Annotated in this window: 14 protein-coding genes; 6 read left to right on the top strand and 8 right to left on the bottom strand. The window is 36.9% G+C overall.

The annotated features are described in order from the left end of the window. Window positions 1-18 precede the first annotated feature (18 nt). The 5 genes from MTQ00_RS21555 to MTQ00_RS21535 all read right to left on the bottom strand — a co-directional run bounded on the left by MTQ00_RS21555 (window position 19) and on the right by MTQ00_RS21535 (window position 8,074). A complete protein-coding gene (locus MTQ00_RS21555; RefSeq protein ID WP_273650943.1) occupies window positions 19-3,417 on the bottom strand; it encodes a polysaccharide deacetylase family protein in 3,399 nt (1,132 codons plus the stop codon). A gap of 88 nt (window positions 3,418-3,505) precedes the next feature. Further along, window positions 3,506-4,756 (bottom strand): CinA family nicotinamide mononucleotide deamidase-related protein, encoded by a 1,251-nt coding sequence (locus tag MTQ00_RS21550; RefSeq protein ID WP_273650942.1) that lies wholly within the window; start codon window positions 4,754-4,756, stop codon window positions 3,506-3,508. Between the two features lie 101 nt (window positions 4,757-4,857). After that, on the bottom strand, window positions 4,858-5,397 hold the full coding sequence (locus MTQ00_RS21545; protein WP_273650941.1) for a lipocalin family protein: 540 nt from the start codon (window positions 5,395-5,397) through the stop codon (window positions 4,858-4,860). A 67-nt stretch (window positions 5,398-5,464) separates the two neighbouring features. Continuing rightward, window positions 5,465-6,199, bottom strand: a complete 735-nt coding sequence (locus tag MTQ00_RS21540) for a LytR/AlgR family response regulator transcription factor (RefSeq protein WP_172276757.1) — start codon at window positions 6,197-6,199, stop codon at window positions 5,465-5,467. A gap of 93 nt (window positions 6,200-6,292) precedes the next feature. Continuing rightward, a complete protein-coding gene (locus MTQ00_RS21535) occupies window positions 6,293-8,074 on the bottom strand; it encodes a tetratricopeptide repeat-containing sensor histidine kinase (RefSeq protein ID WP_273650940.1) in 1,782 nt (593 codons plus the stop codon). 157 nt (window positions 8,075-8,231) lie between these two features. Here MTQ00_RS21535 and MTQ00_RS21530 point away from each other — a divergent pair, with 157 nt between their 5' ends. The 3 genes from MTQ00_RS21530 (at window position 8,232) to MTQ00_RS21520 (ending at window position 12,137) form a co-directional block, all read left to right on the top strand. Next, window positions 8,232-9,986 carry an amidohydrolase family protein gene (locus MTQ00_RS21530; protein WP_273650939.1) on the top strand — a complete coding sequence of 585 codons (1,755 nt, stop codon included), beginning with the start codon at window positions 8,232-8,234 and terminating at the stop codon, window positions 9,984-9,986. A 150-nt stretch (window positions 9,987-10,136) separates the two neighbouring features. After that, a complete protein-coding gene (locus MTQ00_RS21525) occupies window positions 10,137-10,811 on the top strand; it encodes an SIMPL domain-containing protein (protein ID WP_273650938.1) in 675 nt (224 codons plus the stop codon). A 126-nt stretch (window positions 10,812-10,937) separates the two neighbouring features. After that, the gene (locus MTQ00_RS21520) at window positions 10,938-12,137 is read left to right on the top strand and encodes a vWA domain-containing protein (RefSeq protein ID WP_273650937.1); all 1,200 of its coding nucleotides are present in this window, start codon (window positions 10,938-10,940) and stop codon (window positions 12,135-12,137) included. Window positions 12,138-12,209: 72 nt separating this feature from the next. Here MTQ00_RS21520 and MTQ00_RS21515 read toward each other — a convergent pair whose 3' ends face one another. Continuing rightward, the gene (locus MTQ00_RS21515) at window positions 12,210-13,415 is read right to left on the bottom strand and encodes an NAD(P)/FAD-dependent oxidoreductase (protein WP_273650936.1); all 1,206 of its coding nucleotides are present in this window, start codon (window positions 13,413-13,415) and stop codon (window positions 12,210-12,212) included. Between the two features lie 111 nt (window positions 13,416-13,526). On the opposite strand from MTQ00_RS21515, the gene MTQ00_RS21510 reads away from it, so the two are divergent. Next, complete coding sequence (locus MTQ00_RS21510) at window positions 13,527-13,907, top strand: STAS/SEC14 domain-containing protein (protein ID WP_273650935.1); 381 nt, start codon at window positions 13,527-13,529, stop codon at window positions 13,905-13,907. Between the two features lie 33 nt (window positions 13,908-13,940). On the opposite strand, the gene MTQ00_RS21505 is transcribed toward MTQ00_RS21510, so the two are convergent. Then, window positions 13,941-15,137 (bottom strand): MFS transporter, encoded by a 1,197-nt coding sequence (locus tag MTQ00_RS21505; protein ID WP_442868078.1) that lies wholly within the window; start codon window positions 15,135-15,137, stop codon window positions 13,941-13,943. A 188-nt stretch (window positions 15,138-15,325) separates the two neighbouring features. Here MTQ00_RS21505 and MTQ00_RS21500 point away from each other — a divergent pair, with 188 nt between their 5' ends. After that, window positions 15,326-16,180, top strand: a complete 855-nt coding sequence (locus MTQ00_RS21500; RefSeq protein WP_273650933.1) for an AraC family transcriptional regulator — start codon at window positions 15,326-15,328, stop codon at window positions 16,178-16,180. Between the two features lie 96 nt (window positions 16,181-16,276). Here the strand turns inward: MTQ00_RS21500 and lipA are convergent, their stop codons facing one another. Then, a complete protein-coding gene (gene lipA, locus MTQ00_RS21495) occupies window positions 16,277-17,143 on the bottom strand; it encodes a lipoyl synthase (protein ID WP_172276733.1) in 867 nt (288 codons plus the stop codon). Between the two features lie 114 nt (window positions 17,144-17,257). Here lipA and MTQ00_RS21490 point away from each other — a divergent pair, with 114 nt between their 5' ends. Further along, window positions 17,258-17,893 (top strand): hypothetical protein, encoded by a 636-nt coding sequence (locus MTQ00_RS21490; RefSeq protein WP_273650932.1) that lies wholly within the window; start codon window positions 17,258-17,260, stop codon window positions 17,891-17,893. Window positions 17,894-17,915 lie beyond the last annotated feature (22 nt).

Below are 17,915 nucleotides of genomic sequence, written 5' to 3'. Positions count from 1 at the left end.
AACAAATTTAAACAAATATTAAGAAGTTGTTATCTCCTTTACATTCCCTGTCCTTTTCAGAAATCCCCAGGACTGCATTTCTCCTTTCAGGGCCCTTCTCAGGCTTCTGAACAATACAATATACATCAGCCATCTGTATCCGAATCTTTGCGGAATCACATACACGAGATTGATCAGCTTTTCTTTTTGCATCAAAAACGCAATGATTGCAAGGGAAGCATCAACCAAAAGAAAAAGTAAATAGTATATAAATATTTTTTCTCCGTTTCCAAATAAGATCCCAAAAAACATAATGACATCTGCAAAAGGTGAAAAGAACGGAATAATATATTGAAACAATAAAATATTTGGCATTGCCCAAAGTCCCAGTCCTTTATATTTAGGGTTTAAGAAGGTTTGTTTTTGCTTCCAGAACATCTGCATAATTCCATAGGTCCATCGGAAACGTTGTTTTAAAAACTGTTTTACCGTCTCCGGAGCTTCTGTTACGGCAACAGCATTGTTTTCATTAGCCACAGTATATCCTTCTCTAAGAATTTTTACCGTAATATCACAATCTTCAGCCAGTGTATCCGAAGAATATCCACCTACCTCATCAATTACGGATCTCCTAAACGCTCCGATTGCTCCCGGGATTACTGTAATTGCATTAATATTCGCATAAGCTAACCTGTCAAAATTCTGGCTGGTTGTATATTCTATAGCCTGCCAATTTGTAAGCCAGTTGACCTGATTTCCAACTTTTACATTTCCCGCAACTGCTGCAATCTTCTCTTCAGCAGAGGCATTCAAAAACCTTGCAATCAAAAACTTCACAGCATCTTGTTGCAGTTTGGTATCGGCATCGATACAAACAACATATTCAGCATCAGTTTGTGAAATCCCAAAATTTAAAGCGGTTGCTTTTCCTCCGTTAGCTTTCGTGAAAATCTTGAGTTTAGGATGTTCAGAAAATGCTTCCCTGGCCTTTGTATAAGTGAGATCTTTACTTCCGTCATCTACAAGAATAACATCAAAATTAGGATAGGACTGTTTTAATAAATTATGCAAAGAGGATACAATATTAACTTCCTCATTATAGGCAGGAACAATAATAGATACTTTAGGATAGGTATCCAATACGGGAAAATTTGAAAGCTTTTTCTCTTTTCCTTTTTCTTTAATTGCCCAGTACACCATAAATAACAAACGGATAATTCCTAAAATAATGAAGATGGTAAATAAAGCCACCAGAAAATGACTAATCCCATAAATTACAGTCGCTAATACAAGATTCAGCTGCATAATGTAATACGACTTGGTTTTTGGAACCGCAGGCATCAGCTCATTTTTACTTTTATGTAAAATGCTTGCCAGATTCGTGAAATGATAACCTTGCTTCTGCAAAGTAGGAATTAAAATTTTCAGAGCTTTGATCGTCTCTTCTCTTGTGTCTCCTCCAGCATCATGCAGTAGAATAATATTTCCTCTCTCCTGCTTGATACCCTGCATTACACGTTTTACGATCTCATCTGCTTTAATACCAGGTTGCCAGTCTTCGGGATCTATACTTTCACCGATATCGAGATAATTCTGCTGTCTGGCCAGGGCAACGGGAATAATCTCTTCAGAGGTTGTAGGCTCGGAATCTGCATTATAAGGTGCTCTGAACAGGATCGTGCTATGACCGGTTATGCATTCAAATAAGAGCCTCGTCAGTTTCATCTCTAATAAAGCCCTCTCCGGACTTACTTTGGCCACATTTTCATGAGTGAAAGTATGGTTTCCTATTTCATGTCCCTCTCTGTAGATTCTTTTTACCAGAGGAAGATTTTTCTCAGCATTCAGGCCGATTAAAAAGAATGCAGCCGGAACGTGATATTTTGATAAGATATCAAGGACCTGAGGAGTATACGTTTCATCCGGACCATCATCAAATGTCAGTACCAGTTCTTTCTGTGGTGCCCAACCATATTTTTTCACTTCATAAGAACTTGGATACGTGATATAGTTCTCATCCGTAATAATTTTTTCTTTAGGATCTATTTCAAGAGCTATTTTCCCGTCATGGGGTGTATTCAGGACATCCAGTACTTCACCATCTCCGATATAATCTACCATGGTCTGGCCTTTTACATTCTCCAGTTTTTTAAGATCAAGCTTAGGCAGGCCGGCAAAAGTGAGATCTTTATCATAAAAATTCCAGATTCTGCTGTCCTCGCTTCCCAATCTCCAAAGTGCTGTTCCCGCCAAAGGATATTCCGAAGAAAAGCGCATAGTATTAAAAATCGATGCCGCATCATTAAAAAATACCGTATGGGTATTATTCTTAAAATCTGTGTATGAATAGTTGAGATTAAAAGTATTGTCATCAAAATTGATAACCGATTTACTTGCACTGGCCTTAGTAATAGCCTGCATATAGGAAACCGAAATATTATCATCCGGATTTGAGCTCCAGTCATATCCATAAGCCCCAAGACCTAGAATAATCTTGTTTGCCGTTGTTTTCTTTAAAATTTTCCCGGTTTGCGCTTCAATCCATTTTTGAGAAGAGATAGGTCCTGCATCCCCCGAAGCTGAATATTCATCGTATGCCATCAACACAAAATAGTCTACGTAAGGATTTAATTTTTGAATATTATAATCGTCATTATCCGTCATAATATCCATGGTCACCAGTAGCTTATTCTGTTTAAAATTATCTGAAAGCTCTTTCATAAAAGCAATAAGATTTTCATCAGAATTCAAATTCATGTCCTCGAAGTCAATATTGATTCCTTTGAAATGAAACTTTACGCATTCCTCCGCAAGCTTCCGGATCAGTTTGGTTCTTCTTAACGGATCGTTAAGTACTTTTGCCAAACCCTCAGCACGGAATTCTCTGTCTGAGTTATTACTGAGAATCGGCATCGCAGCAACTCCCGTTCTTTTTATAACCTTATATCCTTCAGGATCGATATTGGTTTTCAGATTTCCTGTTTTAGGATCAAGGAAAAACCATTCCGGAAAGACCAAATTGATGTGCTTAACATTCCTTTTCAGGGACATGAGGGATTGAGGGTCCCAGGCTACATAGAAAGCAGAACGGATCCCTCCTGGAAATTGAGCCCAGTTCCTGTTTTGGTTTTTTAATCTTTCTGCTTTTGCTTCCTCAATTTTGGAAACATTGGTACGAATCGTCTTTTCAGAAATAAAGCTTCTGAATCCCTTATATTCTTTTGAGATTCTATTCTCCTGAAGGTAAGGCTTTCCTGCTGTGATAACGGTTTTGTAATCTTCATGAAAAGGGATTTTGGGACTTTTATCCAGTTTCATCATGAGTGCCAACGCCAGGAAAAGCAATATCCCGACAAAGATAAAAATGCGGGATCCCCACTGCACATTTCTCCAGCGTTTTTTATTAGTTGTTTGAAAAACCTGTTTTGAATTTTCCACGTTTTGATATTTTCGGCTGAAGATTCAAAAAGTGTGAAAAACTGTTGTATTTAAAATTAAAAAAAAATTAAAAAAAAGAAAAGTTTAACTAATTATTTACAAGCAAGCTCACCAAATCCTGAATAATTTTCTGTGAAACGAAATTCATAAAGTCAAGTCTTTCCAGATGTGGCATATAAAGTTTGAAGTTTTGAGCCTGATCATGAATCCTGATTGTATAGAAAACGGTTCCTACATCCTTTCCATCCTCTCCTTTTCCCGGTCCGGCAACTCCAGTTGTAGAAATGGAAATATCCGTATCAAATAAGCGCTGACATCCCTTTGCCATTTCTTCAGCTACCTGTTCACTTACAACCGTAAATTCGTCCACCGTGCTTTGAGAAACTTTTAAAATTTCAACTTTTTTTTCTGTTGCATAGGGAACAATTCCACCTATAAAATATTTGGAACTTCCTGAATTCGAAGTGATCATTTTTGCCAATTCTCCCCCCGTACAGCTTTCGGCCGTGGAAAGCGTAAGTTTTTTCTCACCCAAAAGTTCCCCTAATATTTTCTCAATTTTGTCCTCAGTAGTAGCGATAATATTTTCACCTACCAATGGAAAGAGTTTTTGAATCTCTTCCTCAAGTTGTCTGTTCAGAATATTTTCATCATGTCCAGATGCTGTAAGGCGAAGCTTCACGCGGGTTCCCACCGGAAGATAGGATAAAGCCAGATTCTCAGGTAACGAAAGCTCCCAATCCTCAATGATATCCGCTAAAATACTTTCAGGAATTCCTACTACGGAAACAATTCTTGTGGTGATATATTGTAAGCTAAAAGTATTTTTTAGGTAAGGAATAATCTGGTCTTTGATCAGGGGCTTTACTTCATAAGGCACTCCGGGAAGACTAAAGCTCAGTTTATCACCATACTTCATCATCATACATGGAGCAGTCCCATACTGATTCTGGAAAACTGTAGATTTAGTAGGAACAAAAGCCTGTTCTCTGTTTCTTTCCAGAATTTCCAGACGGCCTCTTTTTTCCATATATTTTTTTAAATGTTCGAAAGTCGGTTCATCCAGAGCTATTTCATCATTAAAAAAATCGGCAAGCGCTTTTTTAGTTTTGTCATCCCTTGTAGGGCCCAGCCCACCTGTTGTAATAACAAGGTCTCCTATCTCAAAAGCAGCATGTAAAGTATCCTTAATAGTTTCAATTTCATCAGAAATCGTGAAAATCTGTGAAACTTTTATCCCTATATTCTTAAGTTCAGTAGCAATAAAATTAGAATTGGTATCTATTGTATTTCCTGAAAGGATCTCGTCTCCGATAGTAATGAGAACAGCATTTTCCATATTGTACATTCTTGAAAAAAAATCTAATACAAATGACGGAAAAATCTGTGGCCTCGGCAATGTTTATTATAGAAATCTTTCTAGGCAAATCAGCCTTTTTGCTAATTATGCTTCACCCAGATCAATTCATCCGTATTGTATCCTATTCTCTTTGCTTTTTCTAAAAACCGTAATCTTATGCTTTCCGGAATTTCAGTCGTTCTGGATAATATCCACAGGTATTTTAAGCTGTTTCCTGCTACTAAGGCATACTGATAGTTTTCATCGATATCAATCACATTATAGCCTGCCCAAATGGGTTTAAAAAAAGAAACTTTTAAGCGGGCTTCCGTTTTATCTTTTACAAACCTTGCCTCTCCTATGGACTCTTTCCATTCTTTTTTCACATAATTATACCCTTTATTATCTACCCGGATGCTTCCATCGGGATTTTGGGAATAGGTTGCCGTAACATTGTCCATGTCTTTCTCAAACTTATAATCGAAGCGGGCAATTTCATACCATTTTCCCAGGTATCTTCCGGAATCAAAACGGGTGACAGGCATAGCACCTTTTGGTACCCTTACAGAACATTGATTAAAAATGAGAAATCCTAAAACTCCTATCGAGACAGGAATAACTATTTTCTGAAAATTTTTCATAATAATATAAGTTTGTGGTTATGAAAAAGTCCAAAAATGATGCCTTTAGGTTCCCCTTAACATAAAGCTAAGAAAAGGTTTTAAGAAAAGCTTCTTTGAATGTCCCTGAAACCTCAATCTCAGCATCATCCAATAAAGTAACAGTCCCGCTTTTGTGATATGATTTAACAAAACCTGTATTGATGATATGTGAACGATGAACTCTGACAAAGGGAGCTTCAAGAAGATCATCAAAATGTTTTAAAAATCTGCATACCATCTTTTTGGTTCCGTCTGTAAGATAAACGAGGGTAAAATTTCCATCTGCCTGCAGTCTTACTATTTCTTCAGTTTTCACAACATCAAATCCCTGTAATGTCGGCAGGATAAGTTGCTGCTTATCAGGTTTTACTTTGAGATTTTCCAACAGTATTTTATTCCGGTTCAGCTCTTCCTTTTTTTCAAGGCTTTCTGCTACTTTATTGACGGCAAGAATCAGCTCCTGGATATCTATAGGTTTTAAAATATAATAGCTGGCCGACTTATTAAGAGCCTGTAAGGAATATTGAGAAAAAGCAGTTATAAAGATCGTTTCATAGGTGTAATCCTTAGTAGCTTCCAAGACATCAAAAGCATTCCCGAATGGCATTTCCACATCCAGAAAAACAAGCTGCGGAAGCTTCTCAGCGATCAGAGGAACGGCATCTTTTATATTTTCGGCTTCACCGAGGATTTCTACCTGAGGACAATATTTTGTAAGATAATTCCTTAGAACCTCTCTTGCAATAACCTCATCATCTATGATAACAGCTTTTATTTTCATTGATACAGATCCGGATAATGTCCGGTTTACATGTAAAAATATAATATTTAGTTGAAATACAAACGTCTATTAGATAAGATAATCCTGAAAAAGTTATAATTTATAGCGGATCTGTACAGTTACACCTTGTTCATTCTTTTTATCCGTTATGGCACAGTGGATGTCCTGTTTATAAAGGTCATTTAACAATGTAATTCTTTCCATCGTATTTTTCATCCCCCTTCCTTGCCTTGATTTTTGATGTTCTGTTTTCAATTTTTTACTTTCTTCAATACCTATTCCGTTATCATCAACGGTTATTATCATATATTGACCCTGCTTCTCAAAATTCAGTTGTAAAAATCCTTTGTTCTGACGATACCGTAGCCCATGCCATATCGCATTTTCCAAAAAAGGCTGGATCAGCATGCCGGGTATCAGTAGACTCTGTAAATTCAGGCTTTCATCCACCTTGATTTCATAGTCAAATTTATCTGCAAACCGTGTTTTTTCCAGGGCCAGATAGTTCTGTAACAGATCAAGCTCCTGTTGGAAAGGAATAAAATCCTCTGCTGAGTTTTCCATAACACCGCGCATCAGTTTCGAAAATTTTGTCAGGTATTGATTCGCCTCCAACTCATTATTCGTGGCGATGAATTGATTCACACTATTTAAACTGTTGAAAATGAAATGTGGATTCATTTCCCGGCGAAGGGATTGTAAAGCTATTTTTTTATTTTTGATCTGAACTTTCTTTAATGTCCATAAAATGAAGCCTGCCAATCCTGCCAATACAACCAAGGCTCCTATAAGACTATAATTAAATGCATTCTTTTTGCGGATCAGCTCATCTTTTAATTCCCTTTCTTTTTCTAATTGTGCTATTCTTTGTTCAGTGTCTTCAAGAATTTTATTATCAACAAGACTTCTGTCCTTTGAAACAAGATCAGGTAATCGTCCGAGAAAATCCCTGTATAGCTTTACCGATTCACCCGTATTTTCGGAAACACTGTACAAACTGTCCAATCTTTTTACACTTTTCTGGGCCTCCAGCGTATGTCCTTTTTCCAGTGCAATATTGTAGGCATTTTTCAATGTTTCAATAGCACTTTTTGTGTCATTTTTTTTTATATAAATATCAGCGAGCTCCTGGATCTGCTCTACTTTTTTCTGAGAATTATCTTTTACAAAGTCCTCTTTCAAAACTTTCTTCTTGGCTTCAATGGCTTTATCAAAATCTTTATTCTCAACATAAAAATTGGTCAGCTTCTGATTAATTTCCAGAGCCTGCTGAGGTTCCATCTGCTTTTTGGAAATTGTGTAAGCACTTTTAAGATTCGCTTCAGCTTTAGGTATATCGTTTTGCTGGATGTTTACATCAGCTAACTGACTGTAACTGGCTGCCAGATCTGCTTTTTCATTGTCTTTCCTGCTGATATCAATATTGCTCTGGATCGCTTCCGCCCTCTCTTCCTTAGAAGGTGACGAGAGCCTGGTAACATCGTTGGTATTGATGCTTTTGTTTTCCTTTGAGTAGCTGATATCAGCTGCTCTGCCGTAGTTAAGGATGGCCGGACTTATTTTATTTTGTTTTTCCTGGGACTGCGCGAGCTTTCGGGTTACAAATTCGAGGTTCTTTTTATCGTTTAGGTTTTGGTATAGATTCCTTGCTTTTATAAGGTATTCTTCACTTTTTGCATAATTTCCCTGCCCGTAATAATCATTTGCCATACCGACATAGGTATCCGCGACCGTTTTATTATCATTATTATCAACCGCTTTTCTAATTTTGGAGGCAGACTTAAGTACTTTAGAAACCTTCATGGAATCCTGGGCAAAAGAAGAACTTCCAATTGCCAAGGTAATGAGTAATATAATTTTAAAAAGTAATTTCACTTGTATCCAAATCTATTATGCAAAGTAAGTAAAACTTTAGGTATCGTCTCTTACCATTCACCAAGTGAAACGTATATTTCACCAAGTTTAAAAGAAATAATAATCAATACACCTGTTTTCATATATTTGTGAATTACAAATCTCTTAAAAGAAACTCATGAAAACCTATTTGTATTTACTGTCCCTTCTGTGTTTTCTTACCCAGACAATTCATGCACAAACCTACATTCAGAATGTAACGGTTGTGGATGTGATGAATAAAAAAATGATTCCCAATCAAACCGTAGTGGTTACAAAAAACATGATCTCTGAAATCAAACCGGGGCATAAAATAACAATCCCTAAAAATGCGACGGTTATAGATGGAAAAGGTAAATTTCTGATGCCGGGAATGACGGATGCCCACGTTCATTTCTTCCAGAGCGGGGGCTTATATACGAGACCGGATGCATTTGATCTCAGAAAGCAGATCCCTTATGAAAAAGAAATAGATTGGGTACATCAGAATATGGAAGATTTTTTACTGCGTTATCTTAAAAATGGAATTACTTCCGTCATCGATGCCGGGGCTACTTTCAACTTTCTGAAATTAAGAGATTCATTTGCAAAAAATCCTACTCTGCCTTCTGTTTATATGACAGGGCCACTCATTACAACCTACGAGCCCGAAGCTTTTAAAAACCTGGATAAAAATGAGCCTTTCAAATTGGTTAAAACCAGTGAAGAGGGATGCAAAATGGTTCAGGAGCAACTTCCGTATAAACCCGACTTTATCAAAATATGGTATATCGTTATGGCAGACCCGAAAGAAATAGAAGCCATGGCAAGAAAATATGAGCCTATTATTAAAACTATTATTGAAGAAGCTCACAAAAACAACCTTAAAGTTGCAGTACATGCTACGGAAAGAATTACCGCACAGATTGCCGTACAAAATGGAGCCGACTTTTTAGTGCATGATGTGGAAGATGAAGTTGTACCGGATGACTTTATCAAACTTCTTAAATCAAAAAAAGTAGTACTCAGCCCGACACTCACGGTGATGGATAATTACTTTAAAACCTATGCCCAGAAAAAGAAATACAATACCTATGAACTGGAGAATTCGAATCCACAAACAGTAGGATCTATCTATGATCTTCAACATTTAGCAGATTCTGCAGACTCCACAACGATCAATAAGATGAAAAAGCGTTTCAACCTACCTCAGCTGAACGCTTACGCCAGAAAGAAAGATTCTGTAAGAATCATTAATCTAAAAAGACTTTCGGACGGAGGAGTAACCATTGCAGCGGGAACAGATGCGGGAAACATTGCCACACAACATGCTACTTCCTTTCTTGCCGAGCTAAAAGCAATGAAAGAAAGTGGAATGAACAACTGGCAGATCATTCAGTCTGCAACAATTAATCCAGCCAAGATCTTTAATAAAGAAAATATTTCGGGAAGTATAAACACCGGTAAAGTAGCAGATATGGTTCTTTTACGCGCAGATCCCACTGAAAATCTGGATCATCTTACCCAGATAGAAATGATTTTCAAAAACGGACAGCCAATACAGCCTGATAAAATTTTAAAAATTACCCCAGAAATCCTTGTCCAGCAACAGGTAAACGGATACAATGCCAGAAATATAGATGCATTTCTAGAACCTTATGCCGACGATGTCGAACTCTATACTTTCCCTGATAAATTAATAAGCAAGGGAAAAGATGCCATGAGAAAAACCTACAGCGCTATGTTTGACAAATTACCGGATCTTCATTGTGAAATTACCAATAGGCTAATCAAAGGGAATTTTGTCGTGGATAAAGAAAGTGTTTCAGGAATCAGGAAAAACGGAAAAGTAGAAGCAACTGCCATCTATGAAATAAAAGACAATAAGATTTCAAAGGTCTTTTTCTTGCCTTAAAAAGAATTTAAATACCTATAATAAAAAGACAGTTCGAGTGAACTGTCTTTTTTTTGTCATTTCACCAAGTGAAAACTTCATTTCACCAAGTCTCTCCATTTCAGGTTTACAATCGAGCTAATTTTACTTCAGAATTTAAAACAAGAAATTATGAAATTGAGACATTTTTTATTAATCGGATTCCTTACAGCAGGAAGTTTAATAAACGCACAGGAAGTAAAGAAAAATGCAATTGAGGTAACGGGAGTTGCTGAAATGGAAGTAGAGCCTGACGAAATCATCTTCAACATCGGAATAAAGGCCGATAACAAAAATGAACTGGCAGACAATGAAAAGAAATTATTTGAAACTTTAATAAGCAATGAGGTAAAGAATGAGGATATCACCTTCAAATCAATGTATCAGAATCTTTACTCAAAAACAACCAAGTTCACCAAAAGTTTTCAGTTTAAAGTAAATGCTAAGACCAACCTCAGTAAGGTATTCGAAGGGCTAAATCAAAAGTGGGTAAGCAGCCTGAATATTGCAGAGGTAAAAAATACCAAAATTGCAGATTTCAGAAAAACCGTAAAAATAAATGCATTAAAGGCAGCTAAAGAAAAAGCGGATTATTTACTGGAAAGCATGGGTAAAAAAACCGGAGCTCCTTTAGAAATTACAGAGATCGAGGATTATACAAGTGACACTATTATGCCAATGTCCGCCTACATGAGAAAATCCAGTAATGTACAAATGGAAGCTGATGCAGGAGTTGATTATTCATTTGACAATATTGAAAATATCAAATTGAAATACAGCATTAAAACCAGATACGAGATACTTTAAAATACTTAAAGGCAGCTCTCCGCAGCTGCCTTTGTTCAAACTAAGGAGTCATCAATTTTTCCTTTAAAATACCAAAACATTGCAGATTCGATAGTACAGAAAATAAACCAATTAAAAATATAAATAATGACAACTTTAAAAATTTTAACATTGAGTATAGGTGCTGCTTTTTTAAGTTCTAATAGCCTTACAGAGACAGGTTGTATGGGAAAAAGCAATCCTTCGGTAATTGAGCACATTACAAGACAAAGACCTTCTTTGTATACTGCACAACCATCATCAGGGGATAACAAAATTCAGGTTGCCCTCTTACTGGATACTTCGAACAGCATGGACGGATTAATCGATCAGGCTAAATCCAGACTCTGGAATATTGTAAATACACTGACTACACTAAAGTATGAAGGAAAAGCACCACAAATAGAAATTGCATTATACGAATATGGCAATGACGGAATTCGCGATGAAAATTTCATCCGCCAGGTAACTCCCCTAACACAGGATCTGGATCTGGTTTCAGAAAAATTATTCGGATTAAGAACCAATGGTGGAAGTGAATACTGCGGTGCCGTGATCCGGGATGCGGCTATGAATCTGAACTGGGATAAAAATGATAAAAGTATGAAACTTATCTACATTGCCGGTAATGAGCCGTTTGATCAGGGAAGAATTAACTACAAGGAAGTTATTTCATCTGCTAAGGCAAAAAAAATCTATACGAATACTATATTTTGTGGTGACAGAAATGAAGGCATCCAGTCATTCTGGCAAAATGGAGCTGTTACAGGTGATGGAAAGTACTTTAATATCGATAGTGACAGAAAGGTAATCTATGTGGAAACACCATATGATGCTAAAATTTCAGAGTATAACACGAAACTCAATGACACTTATGTATATTACGGAAGCCATGGTTCCGAATCCAAGAGCAAACAGATCATGCAGGATAAAAATGCAGCAGTTCAGTCTGTTTCCAATGCGGTGGAAAGAACGGTAGCCAAAAGTAAAAAGAATGCATATAAGAATGATCACTGGGACCTCGTAGACAAAGCGGAAAAGGATGTCAACTTTATAACAACTGTTAAAGAAAGTGAACTCCCCGCTGAATTAAAAGGCAAAACTAAAGATGAAGTAAAAAGGCTGGTAACGGAGAAATCTGCCGAACGGGAAAAGATTCAAAAAGAAATTGAGGGGCTATCCAAAAAAAGACAGGACTATATCGATAACGAAATGAAAAAAAGAGGAAATGCAGACTCTGATGATCTGGGCAAAGCTATCGAAACTTCAATCTTGGAATTGGCCAGAAAAAGCGGATATACTATATAATATTGGCAGCTTGGAAGCCACCAATATAGTAATGATAAAACCAGGTGGATGATGTTTCATAACCATCTGGTTTTATCTTTCAAACTTAAAATATCTCGATAAGGGATGTTTTTTATTTTTCATAAAAAGGGATGTCATTTCCATTCCTGTAACTGAAAAAGTAATCCCGTTTCCACCAAAACCAAGCACAAAATAGGAATTATTGAATTTCTCATGTTCACCTATATAAGGTAACCCGTCTTTAGTTTCCCCGAAGGTTCCAGCCCATACAAAATCTGTATAAAAATGGTAATCGGGCCTGATCTTTTTTAATGTTTTCAGAATCTGTTTTTCTTTTTTATCCAGCAATGCATCCCGCTTTTTCGCGTCATAAAAATCCTCATCCCCTCCTCCGATCAGTAACCTTCCGTCATCAGTAGTCCTCATATACATATAAGGTTCATCTGTATTCCAGACCAGTGTACTGGAGATATTTTTAAATTTATCATCATCAATCTCGGAAACTAGAGCATATGTGCTTTTGAGATCCACAAAATTTTCTTTGATCAGACTTTTACTCTCATAGCCTATACAATAAATGATCTTTTTAGCTTTGATCTGAGGTCCGTTTATTGTGCTTACAAGATTATATCCTCTGTAACTCTTTGCCGCTTTCATCTCTGTCTTATCAAATACAAGAAGTCCTTTCTTATGATTAAATTCCAATAATTCATGGGCCAATTTGAATGCATCTACGCTTGCTCCCTGCTTAGAAACAATTCCTCCAAATGTATTTTGAAATCCGAATTCTTTTTGAATTTCTTCAGCATCAAGCCATTCCACTTCGAATCCGTATTTTTTTCTGGCTTCAAATTCCTGCTGCAACCACTGTATATCTTTTTTTCTTGACGCATAATACAGAGATCTTTTTCTTTTAAAACCGGCCTTTGATTTTAATTCTTTTGTAAGCTGTTCTATTATATCAATAGCATCTGAACAGGCTTTGTAGCTTTCAACAGCTCCTTTTTCCCCGATCTGATCAATCAGTTTAAAAAGTGGAATATCAATTTCATATTGCAGCATAGAAGTAGTGGCTGAGGTGCTTCCGTTACAAATCTCCCGTTTATCAATAAGGATCGTCCTGTATCCATCTTTTACCATCTGGTGGGCAATCAGACTTCCCGTTATTCCACCCCCGATAATCAATACATCACATTCTTCATCTGATTTTAAAGAAGGATAAGAGGCTGTCAATCCATTCTTTAATAACCAAAATGGTTCATTCGATTTTAAATCCATATTAATATTTTAAACTAAAATACTAATATTTGTGAGTATTTTAACGATTTTCGGACGATTATTGGTGTAATTATTGTTGGTGAAATACCACCAAACCATAAAAAATATACTATGATTACTATTATTCCAGATGCCCCGGAGAATGTTGCGGCGTTCAGCGCAACGGGAGAAGTGACCCGAGAGGACTTTGAAAACCTTGTTATTCCCCATGTAAAACAAAAGGTCGATCAGTTTGATGAACTTAATTATTTGTTGTATTTAGATACGGATCTGGAGAATTTTACCATGGGAGCATGGTTACAAGACGCACTTTTGGGACTAAAAAACCTTGCTAAATGGAATCGTACAGCTATTGTGACGGATAGCACAGGTGTTCAGAATTTCACCGATATATTCAGTGTCCTGATGCCCGGTGAATTCAAGTCTTTTCCTAAAGAAAATGTATACAATGCCCTTTACTGGTGTAAGAACGGTAATGAAGTTGAAGCATAAAGGATTAAAAAAAGAGGCAAATGCCTCTTTTTTTTATTGATCTCCCGGAATACATTCCACTGTTATTTCTTCTGTTATAAGTTTTGAAGATCTGTATAAATACATATACCGTATACTGATCATCAGTCCTATAAACGTCATTCCGACACCCACCAAAGAAGGATATTTAAACGAAAATCCATGTTCTAAAGGAATTCCACCTAAAAATGCTCCCATTGCATTGGCAATATTAAAAGCAGCCTGCATAAAGGCCGCAGCCATCATTTCGCTTCTTGGAGCGGCTTTCATCATCATAATATTAATCGGGGCAGCCACAGACATTGATAACGCACCACATACAAAAGTAAGTACCAGAGCAATAATACTGTTTTCTGAAAAGAAAAATACACCTGCCAATGACGACATCATCAGAAGTAATAAAAGAGAACATGTTTTTTCGGGCCCTAATTTATCTGATAAAAAACCTCCAGCCAGATTTCCCACTACCATTCCTGCTCCCGCCAAAATCATAACATATGCCATCTGACTTGCCTTAATGCCCGCAATGATGGTCATTAGTGGTGTAATATAACTAAACCAGGTAAATAGTCCGCCAAATCCTATTGCGGTAATTAATAATACCAGCCAGGATTGTTTATTTTTTAGAAATTTTAATTCCTCCAGAAAGTGTGTATCCTGCTTTGTTTCCATGGTAGGAAGCCAGAACTTTAAAAACAATAAGGCAAATAATCCAATTACCGCGACAATCACGAAATACCATCTCCAGTGGAAGGTATGTCCTATATAAGTGACCAGGGGCACCATTGCCAGGTTCGCTATAGTAAGCCCGGTGAACATTAAAGAAATATAGAATGCCTCCTTGCCTTTTCCTGCCAGCCGAGATGCCACTACGGTCCCTACTCCGAAAAATGCTCCATGTGGCAGGCCAGACAAAAACCGGATAATGAGCATTGATGTGTAATCTGGTGCTATCGCTGATAAACCGTTAAACAAAGTAAAAATCATCATTAAAACAATCAATACTTTTTTAGGTGGAAACTTCACAGAGTAACCGATTAATATCGGAGCCCCAATAACGACTCCTAGTGCATATGCAGAAATAAGATGCCCGGCTTCGGGAATACTTACCTGTAAAGTTTTAGCAATATCGGGCAGTAAGCCCATAATGGTGAATTCTGTTGTTCCAATCCCCAAACCACCAATGGCCAGTGGTATAATCCTCTTATCTATCATTCCCATATCATTTTGTTTCTTTCAATTGCTTCTTTGTTTTAGAGATAGTAAAAGCAATCCTATTATTTGAAAGTGCAAAAATCGATAGAAATTTTCAATTCTGCTTCCACTCAAATGATAAAAATTTGCTCCGTATTGACCTTTTTATTTAATTTTAAATCTCAAAGTAATCAAGATAGAACCAAATGAAAATCCAGAAAGAAATTATTGACTTCGAAAAAGGAAAATCATTCAAGCTTTTTTCTCCTTCCTTGAAAGACTGCTTTTTCTGGCATTATCATCCTGAAATAGAATTGGTTTATGTTGAAGCCATAAATGGAATCCGCCATATAGGAAAAGATATTTCCGGTTTTACTAATAGTGACCTTTTACTGATTGGCTCTAATGTTCCACATCTCAACTTCGATTACAAAATCCAAACAGAGTGCAGACAGATGGTTCTCCAGATGAGAGAAAATTTTTTACAGGATATTATTGATCCGGTTCCCGAATTTGACGATATCAGACATCTTCTGGAACGTTCCTATCTTGGACTATCTTTCTCCGGAGACACAAAGCGGATCGTCGTTGAAAAAATGCATAGCCTCATGACTACAGGAAATTTTGATTCCCTCATCGGATTAATTGAAATCCTACAGATCCTTGCCAACTCAAATGAAGTAAAAGAACTGAATAACGAAGATACCCGGATCAAATGGTTTCTTAACGATAAAATAAGAATGGGAACAATTTACGATTACATTCATGAAAACTATGATAAAAAAACGAATGTCAATCACATTGCAGCAACAGTAAACCTGAGTACTGCGGCTTTCTGCCGGTATTTTAAAAAGCAAACCAATATGACATTTACTGATTTTGTAAACAACTACAGGATCAATCAGGCAAAGATATTTTTGTTAAAGGATTCGTCCGTAACGGAAGTTTGTTTCCAGGTAGGTTTTGAAAGTCTGTCGTATTTTAATAAGCTATTCAAACAGCATGTAGGTGAAACACCATCAGAGTTCAGGAAAAAGCATTTGGCTAAAATTGAGGGATGATGAAGGCTAAATAGCTAAATTGAGTTTTGCTGATTTACATATCAACTGCCCTTTTCTAATAAAAAAAATCGCTCCGTGTTGGAGCGATTTGTATTTTTAGTGAATATGTTTTTCTGCGTGATAAGAACTTCTTACAAGTGGTGAACTTTCAACATGTCTGAAACCTAAACTTCTTGCAAAATCACCGAATTCATCAAATTCTTCCGGTGTAATGAATTTTTTTACAGGAAGATGTTTTTTAGTAGGCTGAAGATACTGCCCCAAGGTAATCACATCCACGTTTGCATTTCTGATGTCCTCAATCGTCTGGAAAACTTCATCTCTTGTTTCTCCCAAACCAAGCATAACACCCGTTTTGGTTCTTCTCTGTCCTGCTTCTTTCAGGTATCTTAATACTTCAAGGCTTCTTTCATATTTCGCCTGAATTCTCACTTCCCTTGTTAAACGTTTTACTGTTTCCATGTTATGAGAAATCACTTCCGGAGCAACATCCACCAATCGATCAAGGTGCTTTGTTATTCCCTGGAAATCAGGAATCAATGTTTCCATTGTAGTTCCCGGAGAAATTCTTCGTACCGCATTTACAGTTTCCCCCCACAGAATGGATCCCATATCCTTCAGATCATCGCGGTCCACTGAAGTAAGTACTGCGTGCTTAATTTTCATTAATTTGATCGAACGTGCTACCTTCTCGGGTTCATCCCAGTTTACATCCATAGGTTTTCCGGTTTTTACACCACAAAATCCACAGCTCCGCGTACAGATATTCCCCAGAATCATGAAAGTTGCAGTTCCCTCACCCCAACATTCCCCCATATTCGGGCAGCTCCCGCTCTGGCAAATTGTATTTAATTTATATTTATCAACCAAGGTTCTCAGTTCTCTGTAATTCTTTCCGGTAGGCAGTTTTACACGAATCCACTTTGGTTTTTGAACGGTAGTGTCTTGAACTAAATTTTCCATTTCTAAAATTGAACTTCAAAGTTAAGGAATTTTTAATGGAAACCATCTAATGCAGAAATTGATGGAACACATAATTAAAAATATAATTGTAATTTAGATCACCAAATTTTTTCCATGAAAACAACCTTCTTCCTTTTATCTCTATTCTTCAGTATCATTTGCTCTGCCCAAAAAGAATTTCAACCTGTGGGATCTGAGATTATAGAAACCGTAGATGGCGATCTTGACGGCGATAAAATCCCAGAAAAAGTAATTATCTACAATACGAAAGATACTACGGATATGGGAAATATCCGTGAAATCCAGATTCTAAAAAAAACAAATGGTAAGTGGGGCATTTTAGAAAAATCAAGAAAAGCCATCCTCGAAAGCAATCATGGAGGAATGATGGGAGATCCTTATCAGAGTATGGCCATTAAAAAAGGAATTTTAGAAATTACTCAGGCTGGTGGAAGCAGCTGGAAATGGGGATACACGGATAAATACCGTTTTCAGAACGGACATTTCGAACTGATTGGTTATTCCCTTAGCTACGGAAGACCGGGAGACTATTGGGCGGATATTGATTATAACCTTTCCACCGGACAGTTGGTATATTCTAAAGAAGTAGAAGGTAAAGATAACCCAGACAACGGAAAATCTGAAAAAGAAACCGTCATAAAAAAAGACTGGAAGATTAATTTACAAAACAGAAATTCAGAAGAAAGAACCTTTAAGTTTCCAAAAACAAAAGCTGAGTTTCATTTGTAGTCATATCTTTTGAAACTTCTGA

This window comes from Chryseobacterium sp. B21-037 (genome assembly GCF_028570785.1).
GTDB classification, from domain to species: Bacteria; Bacteroidota; Bacteroidia; order Flavobacteriales; family Weeksellaceae; genus Chryseobacterium; species Chryseobacterium proteolyticum.
The sequence above is the reverse complement of the archived record's forward strand: the minus strand, read 5'-3'. Positions and strand labels throughout refer to the sequence as shown.